The sequence below is a fragment of the Entomohabitans teleogrylli genome, assembly GCF_001484765.1.
Lineage (GTDB): Bacteria > Pseudomonadota > Gammaproteobacteria > Enterobacterales > Enterobacteriaceae > Entomohabitans > Entomohabitans teleogrylli.
The window spans coordinates 248,080-261,721 of record NZ_KQ947379.1; the positions used below are offsets into that span (position 1 = coordinate 248,080).

At 59.8% G+C, this 13,642-nt stretch carries 11 protein-coding genes and 2 pseudogenes; 7 read left to right on the forward strand and 6 right to left on the reverse strand.

Annotated features, from left to right (window positions below; translation table 11 throughout):
• Window positions 1-34: 34 nt before the first annotated feature.
• The 4 genes from sbmC to AQ981_RS08460 all read right to left on the reverse strand — a co-directional run bounded on the left by sbmC (window position 35) and on the right by AQ981_RS08460 (window position 5,651).
• Window positions 35-505 (reverse strand): DNA gyrase inhibitor SbmC, encoded by a 471-nt coding sequence (sbmC, locus tag AQ981_RS08445; RefSeq protein ID WP_058911308.1) that lies wholly within the window; start codon window positions 503-505, stop codon window positions 35-37.
• Window positions 506-1,169: 664 nt separating this feature from the next.
• A complete protein-coding gene (locus tag AQ981_RS08450; protein ID WP_249226288.1) occupies window positions 1,170-3,680 on the reverse strand; it encodes a PEP/pyruvate-binding domain-containing protein in 2,511 nt (836 codons plus the stop codon).
• On the reverse strand, window positions 3,671-4,579 hold the full coding sequence (locus AQ981_RS08455; protein ID WP_058911309.1) for a phosphatase PAP2 family protein: 909 nt from the start codon (window positions 4,577-4,579) through the stop codon (window positions 3,671-3,673). Before AQ981_RS08455 ends, AQ981_RS08450 begins: the two co-directional genes overlap by 10 nt.
• On the reverse strand, window positions 4,569-5,651 hold the full coding sequence (locus AQ981_RS08460) for a 1-acyl-sn-glycerol-3-phosphate acyltransferase (protein ID WP_058911310.1): 1,083 nt from the start codon (window positions 5,649-5,651) through the stop codon (window positions 4,569-4,571). Before AQ981_RS08460 ends, AQ981_RS08455 begins: the two co-directional genes overlap by 11 nt.
• A 286-nt stretch (window positions 5,652-5,937) precedes the next feature.
• Between AQ981_RS08460 and sbcB the strand changes: the two genes are divergently transcribed.
• The gene (gene sbcB / locus AQ981_RS08465) at window positions 5,938-7,368 is read left to right on the forward strand and encodes an exodeoxyribonuclease I (protein ID WP_058911376.1); all 1,431 of its coding nucleotides are present in this window, start codon (window positions 5,938-5,940) and stop codon (window positions 7,366-7,368) included.
• Window positions 7,369-7,371: 3 nt separating this feature from the next.
• Here the strand turns inward: sbcB and AQ981_RS08470 are convergent, their stop codons facing one another.
• Entirely contained in the window at window positions 7,372-8,079 is a 708-nt protein-coding gene (locus AQ981_RS08470) for a FadR/GntR family transcriptional regulator (protein WP_058911311.1), read from the reverse strand.
• 169 nt (window positions 8,080-8,248) lie between these two features.
• Between AQ981_RS08470 and AQ981_RS08475 the strand changes: the two genes are divergently transcribed.
• From AQ981_RS08475 to dctP, 6 genes and pseudogenes are all read left to right on the forward strand, one after another.
• A complete protein-coding gene (locus AQ981_RS08475; protein WP_058911312.1) occupies window positions 8,249-8,935 on the forward strand; it encodes an RraA family protein in 687 nt (228 codons plus the stop codon).
• Between the two features lie 10 nt (window positions 8,936-8,945).
• Window positions 8,946-9,959, forward strand: coding sequence for a zinc-binding alcohol dehydrogenase family protein (locus AQ981_RS08480; RefSeq protein ID WP_058911313.1), 1,014 nt, complete (start codon window positions 8,946-8,948; stop codon window positions 9,957-9,959).
• Window positions 9,960-9,985: 26 nt separating this feature from the next.
• Complete coding sequence (locus AQ981_RS08485) at window positions 9,986-10,750, forward strand: SDR family NAD(P)-dependent oxidoreductase (protein WP_058911314.1); 765 nt, start codon at window positions 9,986-9,988, stop codon at window positions 10,748-10,750.
• Between the two features lie 12 nt (window positions 10,751-10,762).
• Window positions 10,763-11,080 (forward strand): UxaA family hydrolase, encoded by a 318-nt coding sequence (locus AQ981_RS08490; RefSeq protein ID WP_249226289.1) that lies wholly within the window; start codon window positions 10,763-10,765, stop codon window positions 11,078-11,080.
• Window positions 11,080-12,267: pseudogene (locus AQ981_RS08495) on the forward strand (UxaA family hydrolase). Before AQ981_RS08490 ends, AQ981_RS08495 begins: the two are co-directional and overlap by 1 nt.
• Before the next feature lie 44 nt (window positions 12,268-12,311).
• Window positions 12,312-12,785, forward strand: a pseudogene (gene dctP, locus AQ981_RS08500) (TRAP transporter substrate-binding protein DctP); the annotation flags it as partial.
• Window positions 12,786-12,882: 97 nt separating this feature from the next.
• Here dctP and AQ981_RS27610 read toward each other — a convergent pair.
• Window positions 12,883-13,641: a hypothetical protein gene (locus AQ981_RS27610; RefSeq protein ID WP_154675918.1), complete on the reverse strand. Its 759-nt coding sequence runs from the start codon at window positions 13,639-13,641 to the stop codon at window positions 12,883-12,885.
• Between the last annotated feature and the right edge of the window lies 1 nt (window position 13,642).

A 13,642-nucleotide genomic window follows, 5' to 3' on the forward strand; every position in this document is an offset into this window, starting at 1 on the left:
CCCCCGGCCATCATGGCCGGGGTGTTTTTGCAAACTATGCTTTTTCCTGCACCGCAATATACATATCAAATTCCCAGACGCCGCTTTCCGAGCCATCGTTCAGATAGTGGTCGAACGTGGGTTTTGGACTAAAGGTGTATTTTTCGTCCTGCATCAGGGCGCTGAAGAAATCCATCCACGGCGCGGCGAAGTTGTTGTCATCCACCCTGGCATGGGCCACCGCATACAGCCCGCCTTCGATTTGAGTCAGAATCACCCCTTCGCTGTTATCGGGAATAACAAAATCTTCGGGTACCGAAATCACTGTATCGCAGCGCAATTTTTCCGGAGGCGTGATTTCCGGATTGTCGTAATACACGGCCAGCCATTCACCGCTGTGAATATTGTTGCTCTTCACCCACAGCGCCAGCTGATCAAATCCCTGGCAGACGGTCGTTTCCCACGGCCCAACCATATGGAACCCGGCGACGGTACGCCCGGGCCACGACTGGATCTGGTAGTTCATACCCTTTCCTCCTTCGATTAAAATTACTGTATTTTTATACAGGTTAATCTATGAGAGACAAGCCCGCAGAGGTAATTATGTGAGCAGTATTCCACTTAGGCCAGGCGCAGCGGCGCTTTAGAGATGGGACTCAGGAGTCTATTCGCTCAGCCGCACCGGCCCTTCCATATACACAGAAAGCCACAGCCACAGCATTATTTCCATAAATCAGCAGAACTGACTGCGGGGGTTTTAATTCCGGCTTAAATCGCCGCACATTTTCACGGCTGGCCGGATCAGGCCGGAGGGAACCGACCTGAAGGGAAGCCTGGGCAGGGACAAAACGCCACTGGCGTTTTGCACGACGCCTGCGTCGGCCCTGAAGGGGTGAGCCCCGTTTCAGACGGGGCGAATAAATGTTGTCTTCCCCGACCCGAAGACAGACGTCAAAATGTGCGGGTACCGCGCAGCGGCGATTTTGGGCCGGGAGCCGGGAGTCCAGAGGACGCGGCGGTGAGCGTCCTCCGGCCGTTCACTAATATCAGGAGCCCGGGAAGGCACAGACATCAAGTGAACGGAACTCCCCACCTACTGGAGAGCCCCTCCAGTTGAAGAGCCTCCCCCCAACTGGAGCCCCCTCCGCCCCCGACAAACCAAACGCCCCGGAGCGAACGTCCCCCTACCCCTACCCCTCACACAAACTCACCACGCCCCCCTTACCATCCACCCTCACCCGCATACCATTGCTGAGAATCTGCATCACATCACGCACGCTCATCACCGCCGGCAGTTGTAGCTCACGGGCCGTCACCGCGCCGTGAGACAGCGGCCCGCCGCTTTCGGTTATCACCCCGCTGGCGCGGTAAAACAACGATGTCCAGGCCGGGTTAGTGGTCCGCGCCACCAGAATCGCCCCTTTCGGGAAAGCGGCAAACTCTTCCGGGCCGTGAACCAGAAACACCTCCCCTTCCACAACGCCCGGGCTGCCCGCCATCCCCTGCAACTGATTGCCCGCCGGCACCACCGGGGTTGCAGCCTCATCCCCATAGCACCACGCCGGACTGCGGCGCTTCGCAGACCGCCAGGCGTCGCGATTGGCCCGCACCCGCTCAGCCAGTTCGGCAAAATCGTCCTGCTCAATGGCGTGCCGCAAATCGGCAAAAGAGGCAAACCAGAGATCGTCAGTGGTACTCAGCACGCCGCGCTGCACCAGCAATTCCCCCAGCTCGCGCACCCCTTTGCGGAACGGCAGCGTCAGGCGAGTAGTCTGGTAGTGCTCCAGATCGTCCAGCCAGGTGTACTCCCGCGCCAGGCGGATCACCTCCTCAACGAAGTAGCGCAAATCTTCCGGCACCCCGCTCAGCAGCGCATGCTGGGCCGCCGATGCCTCCAGCTTAATAGCCAGCGCCTTCGCCGCCCGATCTTCATCCGCCAGTTCTACCAGCATTTTCAGTTGATCGAGCACCACATGGGGCGCCTCCAGCCAGGTAGGATAGTAAGCGTCAAAGTCCAGTTCCCGGTGACCGTGGCGCTGCAGGAATTGCCAGAATGCCTGGTCGAAGGCCGGATAGCCGGCAAGCTGCGCCACCAGTTGCTGCGACGGGGTCTGTTCAAAGGCCGCGAGTAACCCTGAATCCAGACGCACCTGGCGCGACAGCGCCCACAGCTCGGCGTTAACCTGGCCGGTTTTGGTGTCGGAAACCGACAGCAGCAAATCGAACATCGACTTAGCCTGCGCGGGCGGCATCGACATCTGCAGGATCTGGTACAACACGGCGTACAGCGTACGCTGCGTCAGGGAAATCGCGATATTCGGCAGGAAATAGCGGGTACCGGCGTCGCGCACCCGCAGAATATAATCCCAGCACGCCTTCACCCCCTGCTGCCCGGGCTGTTCGCGCATCAGCGCGCCGATCTCCAGCAGATACGTGTCCAGATCGCGCATCCAGCGCACCGGCAGTTCCTGAACCCAGGCGTAGCGTCGGGCCAGTTCCGGCAGCGCCGCGCGCAGTTGCTCAATCGAGCTGATCCCGGCAGGCATCCGCCCGGCATACAGTTCAACGGCATTCTGGTTGCCATAGACGTAGCTGTCTTTCACCGCAAACCATTTACCGCCGAAATGCGGCAGCCCCATCAGTGAAAAAGAAAAGTTCAGCGACTGATGAAACCCCTCCTCCACCAGATCCCAGGTCAGGGGCGTGACGGCATTAGGGAAACGCTCCGCGGACTCATCGCGGGTCCAGCGTTCGGGAATAAACGTCACCGGCCGCGACTGCAGCAGATACAGCGCGTCGCCGGAAAACGCCCATTCAATATCCTGAGGAAAACCAAAAAACGCCTGAGCGGTACGGGCGATGCGCGCCACCTGGCAGCACTGCGCGTCGTTCAGCGAATTCTCGCGCTGGCGGGATGCCGCGACCGGCACCTCACGCACGCCCCCGGGACCTTTCAGCAGGATGGTGGTTTTCTGGCCGGGATGGCGTTCGGTGACCGTCAGCGCCGGCACCGCAACGCGGTATTCATCCACTTCGCACTCTCCGCCCACCACGCTCTCCCCCAGCCCAAAGCAGGCGTTGATCAACACGGTATCGAGCTGCCCACGCACCGGATCGATGGAAAATGCCACGCCGGCGGCATCATTTTCCGTCATCTCCACCATCTGCTGAATCACCACCGCCATGGCGGCGTCGAGATGGGCGACCCCGAGGCGCTCGCGGTAACGCATGGCGTGCTCATTCCACAGGGAGGCATAACACGCCCGCACGGCATCCAGGATCGCCGCGTCGCCGCGCAGGTTGAGGAAGGTATCGTGCTGGCCGGCGAAAGCCGCTCCGGGTAAATCTTCAAAGGTGGATGATGAACGCACCGCCACATTCCAGTCCTGAGCCCCCAGCGCCGCCAGTTGCGCGACGATCGCCGCGCGCTGCGTCGCGGGCAGCGGCTGCTGGCCGATCAGCGTCTGAATAGCGGCGCTGCAAACGGTAAGATCGTGTTCACTCGCCAGCAGAGTCGCCAGTTGTTCGCGGATGGGGGCGATAAAGTCCCGATAGGCGCCGGCGGTAACAATCATCCCGGGCGGCACCGGTAACTGCGCGGCGGTCAGGCGCGCCAGACTGGCCCCTTTTCCACCGCTGAGCGCCAGCTCCGTAGCGGCTACGTCGTGAAATGCCAGAACCGGCGTCAGTGTCATCGACATTGTGTCATCCTTATCTTGTCTTTGGGTCTGGCGAAGCCGCTGCGGCGTAGCCAGAGAATCACGCCTGCCGCGCTTAACGTGCCGGCAATCAGATCGATGCCGTAGTGATAGCGCAGATACAGAGTGGCCAGAATCAGTCCTGCCACCAGCGGCGACAGGATCAACAGTAATAGCGTGTGGCGGCGTATCAGCAGGTAGCCGAGGACATACAGGCTGATGCCGCAGTGCAGGCTGGGAAACACATCCATACCGGTCCCCCCCTGGGCCACCAGCCCGGTCAGCAACGCCGTCATGGCGCCGCCGGGGGCCGGATAGCTGAATACCTCAGGAAACGCGATATAGGGCCCGGCCGCCGGCACCAGCAGATAGCCGGTAAAACCGATCAGATACATCAGCATCAGACCATACAGAAAGCCCTTCGCCGCCGGGGTATAGCGGCGAAAAGCGCAGAAGATCACCGGCACCAGGATAATGAAGTAAAAAGAGAGGTAACAAAGACTCATCAGTTCGCTGAGCCACACCTGCTGCCAGCCCAGCAGATGTTCGGTGGCGCTCTGGCCGCCAAACAGCCAGCGGTCGATGGCCAGCAACTGACTATCCGCAGAGCGCGGCATCGCCAACTGGATAGCCTTAAACAGCGGAAACGCCAGCCAGCTGGCGGCGAACTGTAGTATCCCCAACCAACTGCGCCAGCGTCGCGAATCGGCGGTCATCGCTTTGAGCAATAACAGCCACGCCGCCACGCTCAACGCCGCCGGCGCGATAAACTGCCCGTCCCCCAGCCGCCAGGTACTGACAATCCCCAGCAGGTTAATCAGGCCGATCTGCCCCCACCACAGCCAGTAGCCAGGGCGATTACCCTCCCCGGATGCCGTATTCAGAAAGATATTAGCGGTCATGGCTGATTTCCCTTTCATCCCACGCCGCGCGCTGGCGCCAGCCGATGAAAGCCAGCAGGTATAGCAGCCATAGCCCGGGTTCCATTAACGCCCCGACAGCCAGACAGGGTAGCCACAGCAGCGCCGCGCCGGCCCCGCCCAGCAGGCGGAAAAAGGTTACGGTATTCACGCCATCGGCCTGTCTGCCCACCAGCCAGCCGCACAGCAGTACCGGAAACAGTGCCGCCAGCCACGGTAATTGCAGTAGCCAGGCCAGCGGGCGACGCGTCGCCGCTAACATCGGCGGCGGCGCGTCGTCCCCGGCTTGCGCGCCCTTAAACGCCAGCGCGACAGATTCCCCGCGCCGCCGCGCCGCGCGGGCTGCACACAGCGCTCGCCGGAACGTCGGTTCATCAGGGCAATTGACCGACACCTGATCCAGCGCGCCAAAAAGACGCCGGGCGATCTGCGCCTCACCGTCGTCAGCAAAGGTCAGCGGCGCGGAAACCATCAATTCCACGGCGGAACCAAACCGCTGCGGCGCCGTATAGAAACTCCCGACCGCCACCACCCGTAGCGGCAGCCCCTGGCGCTGCATATGGCGAATAATACTGACCGCCCCGGGCTGGTACTCCTGCGGCGCGATGCCCCATTCGCTGGTGCCCTCCGGAAACACCATCAGGCTGCCGCCCTGGCTGAGGTGGGCGATCGCCTGGCGGAGCGGATTCCCGGCCTGAGCGCGGCTGAGCCCATAGCGCAGACGATCTTTTTCCCGCACTACCGGGATGCCGGTAAACAGTAAACGCAGCAGGCGTGAACGCAGAAGTTGAGCGGAAGCCATAAACTGCGCGTGCGGCGCCAGTTGGCTGAACACCCAGCCATCGGTAGCGCCATTGCGGTGGCTGGCGACGAACAGCGTCGGCGTCGCGTCGTTGAACGGCGCCAGCGGCTGCCCCTGTGGGTTAACCAATGCGATAGAAGAGTAATAAAAGCGGCTCAGCGCAGCGGCGATAAAACGATACCAGCGCGGTAGCGCCCTGCCCGGCGTAAAGCGCAGAAATGCCGATATCGCGGCCGAATTGTGTTGTGACATTCCCTGACAACCCTGGTGAGTAAAATTAAGACGCCGGCGGGTTCCCTGTGTCGCTGCCGGCGCGCCTTTGCAACCCGGGCGCGACAGACATCACAGCTACGCCCGGCAAATCCCTGGCGACGCCCGTTGACATCGCTCTCTCCTCAGACACTGCGCCCGGCCGTTTCGTTCCGGAACGCCCGGCAAGCGGAGAAAAATCACCGGCAAGCCGCCCTTGTGGTGTACCATTATGCGCGCCGGAATTTCGGCGGTCAGCATGAAAAAAGATGAAAAGGACCCGTACGCCATGAAAGACTCGAACACCGCGCCCCCTGGATTCCTGTTCCACGACTACGAGACTTTCGGCACCAGCCCGGCGCTGGACCGTCCGGCGCAGTTCGCCGCCCTGCGCACCGACGCCGATTTCAATATTATCGGCGACCCGGACATTTTTTACTGCCAGCCGGCGGATGACTATCTGCCCCAGCCGGAAGCGGTGCTGATCACCGGCATTACCCCCCAGGTGGCCCGGGAGCGCGGGGAGCCTGAGCCTTACTTCGCCCGACGCATTCACGATCTGTTCACCGTCCCGAACACCTGCGTGCTGGGCTACAACAATGTGCGCTTCGACGACGAAGTGACGCGCAATATTTTTTACCGCAATTTCTACGATCCCTACGCCTGGAGCTGGCAGCACGGCAATTCACGCTGGGATCTGCTGGATGTAATGCGCGCCTGCTACGCCCTGCGTCCGGACGGCATTAACTGGCCGGAGAACGACGACGGGCTGCCCAGCTTTCGCCTTGAGCATTTGACCCGCGCCAACGGCATCGAGCACAGCAACGCCCACGACGCCATGGCGGATGTCTACGCCACCATCGCTATGGCGCAACTGGTGAAAAGCCGCCAGCCGCGGCTGTTCGACTACCTGCTGACTTATCGCAACAAGCACAAACTGACCACGCTTATCGATATCCCGCAAATGACGCCGCTGGTGCATGTGTCTGGCATGTTCGGCGCCTGGCGCGGCAACACCAGTTGGGTGGCGCCGCTGGCCTGGCATCCGGATAACCGCAATGCGGTGATCATGGTCGATCTGGCCGGCGATATCGCCCCGCTGCTGGAGCTGGACGCCGATACCCTGCGCGAGCGCCTGTACACGCCAAAGGCTGAGCTGGGGGACAACAGCGCGGTACCAGTCAAGCTGGTGCATCTGAATAAATGTCCGGTGCTGGCCAAAGCCAATACCCTGCGCCCGCAGGACGCCGACAGGCTGGGGATCGATCGCCAGCGCTGCCTGGATAACCTGAAAACCCTGCGCGCCCACCCCGCGGTGCGGGAAAAAGTACTGGCGCTGTTCGCCGAAGCGGCGCCGTTTGTCCCTTCCGACAATGTGGACGCGCAGTTGTATAACGGCTTCTTCAGCGACGCCGATCGGGCGGCGATGAAGATCGTGCTGGAGACGGCGCCGGAAAACCTGGCGGCGCTGGACATTACCTTCGCCGATCCGCGGATTGAGAAACTGCTGTTTAATTACCGGGCGCGCAACTTCCCGGGCACTCTGGACGAACTGGAACAGCAGCGCTGGCTACAGCGCCGTCGTGAAATTTTCACCCCGGAGCGCCTGCAGGATTACGCCCGGGAACTGGAAATGCTCTATAACCAGCACGAGGGCGACAAAGAAAAAATCGCCCTGCTGAAAGCCCTGTATCTGTATGTTCAGGAACTGGTGGGGTAGTCGCTATTTCGCCGCCACCAGCGCGCTGACCGGCACATCAAAGTGTTCCTGCATCGCCGCCGTGGCCGCCGCGCTATCGCGCTGGCAAACGGCGTCGCAGATGCGCTGGTGTAGTTCAAGGATCCGTTTTTCATACTCAAACGCTGTACTCTGAGCCGCCAGTCCTTCGCTGATCGACTGGCGCAGTTGGCTGTGCAGCGCCTGGAGCAGGATAACAAACACCGGATTGCCGCTGGCCCGCGCCAGCAAAATATGAAAACGCATGTCATGCTCGACAAAATGGCGCGGTTCGGCGAAGTGATGGCGGATCTGCGCCATTTCGTGGCGTAGCCGGGCAAAATCCTCCTCACTGCCGTTACGCACCGCCGCCTCCACCACCCCCAGCTCCAGCCAGCGGCGCACCGAAAGAATCTGGGTGGCGGTCACCTGCTCGGTGGAAAGCGCAAAACCAAATACCACCTGCAGTACGCTGGCATCGAAAGATTTTACGCGCGGTACTTTACCGCTTTTGATCTCCAGTACCCCCAGCGCCGCCAGGGAACGATAAGCCTCACGAATAATTCCGCGGCTGACGCCGAGCTGCTGGCTGATCTGCATTTCACTGGGAACCGCCATACCCGGCGTCAGTTTTTCGCTGGCAATAAAGTCCAGAATGTACTCTTTCACCTGCGCGGAGAGCGTGATGGTTTCCAGCGGTGCTAACTGATTCATTTCCCTTCCTGATAGATAACGGTGTTTTTGCCGGTCGATCTTCCCCGATCGCCGCCCCTGCGTCACGGCGCAAAAAATGATCGTTTCGTGACCCTGTGCACATTAATGATACGCTGTGCCGATTAGCCTATCAACCTGTTAAACAGGTTAACAGCTTAAGGAGAAATTTATGTGGGCTAACGACAGGGAGCTGTTCGTGCTGATGCGCACCCGTCTGTTCACGGCAGTGGTTGGCGATATCCTCGATACCATGGGATACCTGCATCAGTTTGTCTCTCCCGCCATCAAGCCGCTGGCGCCGGATATGGTGCTGGCCGGGCGCGCCATGCCGGTTCTTGAGGCGGATGTCTATGAATGCGAATCCAGTTCCGGTTACAGCGCTATCGGAAAAAAACCTTTCGGCATCATGTTCGAAGCGCTGGACTCCCTGCGCCCGGATGAGGTGTACATCACCACCGGCAGCGCCCCGCGCTACGCCCTGTGGGGCGGGTTGATGTCCACCCGCGCCCGGCATCTGGGCGCCGCCGGCGCGGTACTCGACGGTTTTGTGCGCGACTCCGCGGAAATCCTCGGGATGAATTTCCCGGCTTTCTGCCTGGGCACCTACGCCCAGGATCAGGGGCCGCGCGGCAAGGTCATTGATTTTCGGGTGCCGATTGAATTCCACGGCGTACGGGTAAATCCCGGGGACATTGTTTACGGGGATCGCGACGGTTTGCTGATCGTGCCGCAGCAGGTCGAGCAGGAAGTGATCGGCAAGGCGCTGGATAAAGTCACCACCGAAAGCAGCGTGCGTAACGCGATTAAAAACGGCATGAGCACCGTGGAAGCCTTTGAAACCTTTGGCGTGATGTAAGGAGTGTCCCATGAAAGCGTTAGCGATAGAACCCGGTAGCCATGCCCGCTTTATTGATATTGCGCCGCCGCAGTGTGGCGATGGCGATGTCCTGATCCGCGTCGAGCGCGTCGGGCTGTGCGGCTCCGATCTCAACACCTGGCGCGGGCTGAATCCGCTGGTGAAATACCCGTGTATTCCCGGTCACGAAATCGGCGGCACTGTCCTGAAGGTCGGTTCTCAGGTGACCAGCGCCCGACCCGGCGATCGCGTTGTGGTGCTGCCCTGCACCGAATGCGGGGTTTGCAGCGCCTGCCTCAGCGGGCGACCCAACGCCTGCAAAAACAACCAAACCCTCGGCGTTCAACGCCAGGGCGGAATGGCGGAACAACTGGTGATGCCGGCCCATAAAGTGCTGGTGTGCAACAGCCTGACCAACGACGCGCTGGCGCTGGTGGAACCGTTGGCGGTGGGGCTGCATGCCGCACGCCGCGCCGCACCGGAGCCAGGCGAATGGATCATGGTAATTGGCTGCGGGGTGATCGGCCTTGGGGCTATCTCCGCCGCCGCCGCGATGGGCGCCCGGGTCGTCGCCGTGGATATTGACGATCGCAAAGCCGCCGTGGCTCAGGCCTGCGGCGCGCAAACATTCATCAACGGCCAGCGCGATGATATCGCCGCAGCGGCCGCGCAGCTCAACGCCGGGCGTGGCCCGTCGGTGGTGATTGAAGCCGTCGGCAATCAGAAAACCATCGAACAGGCGGTAGACCTGGTGGCCTTTGCCGGCAGAGTGGTGTACGTCGGTTACGCCAAACAGCCGGTCAGCTACCAGAGCGCGCATTTTCTGATGAAAGAGCTGGATATTCGCGGTTCGCGTAACGCCACCGCGGCGGATTTCCGCGCCGTACTGGCGCTGATGGAACAACAGCGTTACCCCACCAGCGCCATCGTCAGCGCCCATTACCCGCTCGATCAGGCCGACAAAGCGTTCCGCGACTGGGCCGCCGATCCGGGCGCTTTTACCAAGATCCTCATCGACCTGTAATTTACAAACGCTTAAGGAGCACTGTCATGGAAAACACTCTGCCTTTCTCGCTACGCGGCAAAACCGCGCTGATCACCGGCGCCGCCAGCGGCCTGGGTTACGCCATGGCCCACTGTATGATCGCCAGCGGCGCACAGGTGATTATCGCCGACCGGGATTCAGTCAAAGCCCAGGACGCCGCCGCCAGCCTGGGAGAACAGGCTTACTGGGTGCCAATGGATGTCAGCCAGATCGATATACTGCCGGAAATTGTCCAGGTGCTGGTGGAGCGCTTCGGGCAGATAGACATTCTGGTCAACAACGCCGGCAACCACTGTAAAAAACCCATTGAGGAGATGAGCGTCGACGAATTCAGCGCGGTGCTGGATGTCCACGTGGTCGGCGCCTTTGCCCTGACCAAAGCGCTGGTTCCCCATATGAAACAACGCGGCAGCGGCTGCGTGCTGTTCACCGCGTCGATGACCTCTTTCCTCGGCCAGCCGCTGGTCAGCGGTTACGCGGCGGCAAAATCGGCCTATCTGGGCCTGATTCGCGGCATGACAACCGAACTGGCCGGCGCCGGTATCCGGGTCAACGGTATCGCCCCCGGCTGGATCGACACCCCGATGCTGCGCAAGGCCATTGAGGGCGACGATGAACGGCGCAACAAAATCCTTGGCCGCACGCCGATGAAGTGTTTCGGCAAGCCGGAAGACATCGGCTGGGCCTCGGTGTATCTGGCCTCGGACGCGGCGTCGTTTATCAGCGGCCAGGTGCTGGTGGTCGACGGCGGCGCACTGATCGGTTTTTAACCCCGGAGGTCGATGATGAAAAAACGCGCCCTGTTACTGCATCCCGCTGACAACTGCATCGTGGCCCTGTGCGATATCGCCCGGGGAGACACGGTGTACTGGGACAGCGGCGAAACCCTCAGCGCTCAGGCGGTGAGCCTGGGTCATAAGCTGGCCTGCGTCGCCATCCAGCGCGGCGCTAAGGTCATTAAATATGGCGCAGCCATCGGCTCCGCCACCCGGGATATTCAGGCCGGAGAGCATATTCATACCCACAACCTGCACAGCGACGCTATCGCTATTTTTCACCATCACAACGCGGGCTATCAGCCCGATCAGGAGGCGCCATGATGCAGGGCTATTTGCGCCAGGACGGCCGGACGGGGATCCGCAATACCTTGCAGGTGATCTTTCTGGTGGAGTGCGCCAGCCATGTCGCGAAAGCGATAGCGGAATCCTTCTCTCACCATGAAGTCCAGTACTTCGGGTTTTCCGGCTGTTACCCGAGCGACTACGGTTACCGGCTGGTGCGCAATCTCGCCACCCACAGCAACGTCGGCGGCGCCTTGTTGATCTCGCTGGGCTGTGAAAATTTTGACCGGGAGCGCCTTGAACAGGAGATCCGCGCCAGCGGCCGCCCGTGTCACTCGCTGGTGATTCAGGAAAACCGCGGCACGGCGGAAACCATCCGCCGCGGCCAGCAGCTGGTGGAGTCGATGCTGGAACCCATCCGCCGTGTCCCACGCTGCCCGCTGGCGTGGAGCGATCTGGTGATTGGCACCATTTGCGGCGGCTCTGACGGCACCAGCGGCATCACCGGCAATCCGGCGGTGGGGCGCGCGTTTGACTGGCTACTGGCCCGCGGCGCCACCTGCCTGTTTGAAGAGAGCGGCGAACTGTTAGGGTGTGAACCACATATGCTGGCGCGGGCCGCTACCCCCGCCGCCCGTGACGCTATTGACGCCGCCATGAAAAAAGCACAGCGCTATTACGCCACCATGGGGCTGGGGAGCTTTTCCAACGGCAATGCCGTCGGCGGGTTAACCACCCAGGAGGAAAAATCTCTCGGCGCCTACGCGAAATCCGGCGACAGCCCGATCAGCGGCGTACTGCTGCCCTGCGAATATCCGCCCCATCCCGGGCTGTGGCTAATGGATGTGGTCCCTGACGGCGAACCGCGCTTCGGCTACCCGAATATTAATGACTCTTCCGAGGCGATGGAGCTTATCGCCACCGGCTGCCACCTGGTGCTGTTTACCACCGGACGCGGCTCGGTGATCGGCTCAGTGATCGCGCCGATCGTCAAGGTCTGTAATAACCCCCGGACCTAGCTCAACCTGCAGGATGACATGGACGTTAACGCCGGACGCATCATCAGCGATAACGCCTCTCTCGACGACATCGGCAAGGAGATCATTAACACCATTGAGCAGGTGTGCAGCGGCCAGCCATGCGCCGCCGAACGCCTGGGACATCGGGAGTTTGTGCTGACCTATAAAGCGTTTGACTATTCCGCCAGCCGCGGCTGCGACGCCTGATCGCCGCTGGTTTGTGAACCCTAATGACATCACAGGTAACAATAATGAAAAAATTACTGACCCTGTTTCTGCTGGTTGTAATGTGTGGTTTCTCCGCGCTGAGCAGCGCAAAACCGATTGCGATTAAGGTCGCTTATGAAAGTAACCCGGGAGAGCCGGCCGATAAAGTAATGCACTACTGGGCCGATCTGATTAAGCAGCGCAGTAACGGCGAGATCCTGTTTGAACTTTATCCCAGTTCACAGCTCGGCTCGAAACAGGATGTCACCGAACAGGCGCTGATGGGCATGAACATTATCACCATCAGCGACGTCGGCTTTCTTACCGACTATGACGCCGACCTCGGGATCCTGTTTGGCCCCTACCTCACCGACGATCCGCAAAAGCTGTTCGCCATTTACGACAGCGACTGGTTTAAGCAGAAACAACAAAAGCTGCGCGACAAAGGCATTCATATCGTAATGAGCAATTATCTGTACGGTACCCGGCAGATCATCGCTAAAAAACCGATCCGCACCCCGCTGATGCGGAGCGCGATAAATCGTAGTGTCTCAGCGCGATAAATCGCGGCGCTATCATTTATGAATAGTGAAAAAAAATTGCATTATCTGAAAATCAGATAGATATACCTAACCTGGCTGCTCTGGTCCGCATTAGCGCTGCAATCTGACTAATTTCCGCGTCCGTAAGTACCACGCTGTAGACAATTAATTGTGACACATCGACTGTACCAGCAAAACCCACGTAACCGCTCCCGATGCGCAATGTTTGGGTGGTAGGGACACGAATATTGGTATTTGTTGTCGATGCCTTGCTATTGGTTGTCAGGTTAATGTAATCCGTTGATACGTTATTACCAGTACGTAATACGCGCAGACCCCAGTCATTAATCGCCTCTATATGAGACGCTGTCGCGCTGGTAACATTTGAACCAGTACCATCATCTCTGGTTCCGGCAGCTAGTGTTCTGTCAGGATATTGATTGTAAATGCTAACACCATAACTGGTTGTGTAGCCTGAAATTGCCGCTGTTCCTGAATAAGTACCAAAATGCATTGGAGTGCTCTCGCCTGGCACTGCAGGCGAGCCATCAGGGACAGATACTGCTCTGGATATAATCAGAACAGTCATATCTGAAGACTCAATTATGTCCGTGGTCAGGTAATTTGTAAGCCCTTTTAGACGTATGTGATTATCTGAAACTGTCGGTGACCCGATAAGTGTTGCATCACTTTTACCTGGTGCACGGTTGAATCCAGCGCGAGCAATATCAGTGTCAAAACAGAACCACCCCTCCAGTCCACGGATGACCGGGGGGGATACTTTTGTGTACCACGGAGCCTGGCTTCCTACAGAAATTAATTCAACGCCCATT

Excerpts from the sequence above, each read along its gene's own strand:
- sbmC (WP_058911308.1), bottom strand. The coding sequence starts at position 505 with ATGAACTACCAGATCCAGTCGTGGCCCGGGCGTACCGTCGCCGGGTTC.
- AQ981_RS08450 (WP_249226288.1), bottom strand. The coding sequence starts at position 3,680 with ATGTCGATGACACTGACGCCGGTTCTGGCATTTCACGACGTAGCCGCT.
- AQ981_RS08455 (WP_058911309.1), bottom strand. The coding sequence starts at position 4,579 with ATGACCGCTAATATCTTTCTGAATACGGCATCCGGGGAGGGTAATCGC.
- AQ981_RS08460 (WP_058911310.1), bottom strand. The coding sequence starts at position 5,651 with ATGTCACAACACAATTCGGCCGCGATATCGGCATTTCTGCGCTTTACG.
- sbcB (WP_058911376.1), top strand. The coding sequence starts at position 5,938 with ATGAAAGACTCGAACACCGCGCCCCCTGGATTCCTGTTCCACGACTAC.
- AQ981_RS08470 (WP_058911311.1), bottom strand. The coding sequence starts at position 8,079 with ATGAATCAGTTAGCACCGCTGGAAACCATCACGCTCTCCGCGCAGGTG.
- AQ981_RS08475 (WP_058911312.1), top strand. The coding sequence starts at position 8,249 with ATGTGGGCTAACGACAGGGAGCTGTTCGTGCTGATGCGCACCCGTCTG.
- AQ981_RS08480 (WP_058911313.1), top strand. The coding sequence starts at position 8,946 with ATGAAAGCGTTAGCGATAGAACCCGGTAGCCATGCCCGCTTTATTGAT.
- AQ981_RS08485 (WP_058911314.1), top strand. The coding sequence starts at position 9,986 with ATGGAAAACACTCTGCCTTTCTCGCTACGCGGCAAAACCGCGCTGATC.
- AQ981_RS08490 (WP_249226289.1), top strand. The coding sequence starts at position 10,763 with ATGATGAAAAAACGCGCCCTGTTACTGCATCCCGCTGACAACTGCATC.
- AQ981_RS27610 (WP_154675918.1), bottom strand. The coding sequence starts at position 13,641 with ATGGGCGTTGAATTAATTTCTGTAGGAAGCCAGGCTCCGTGGTACACA.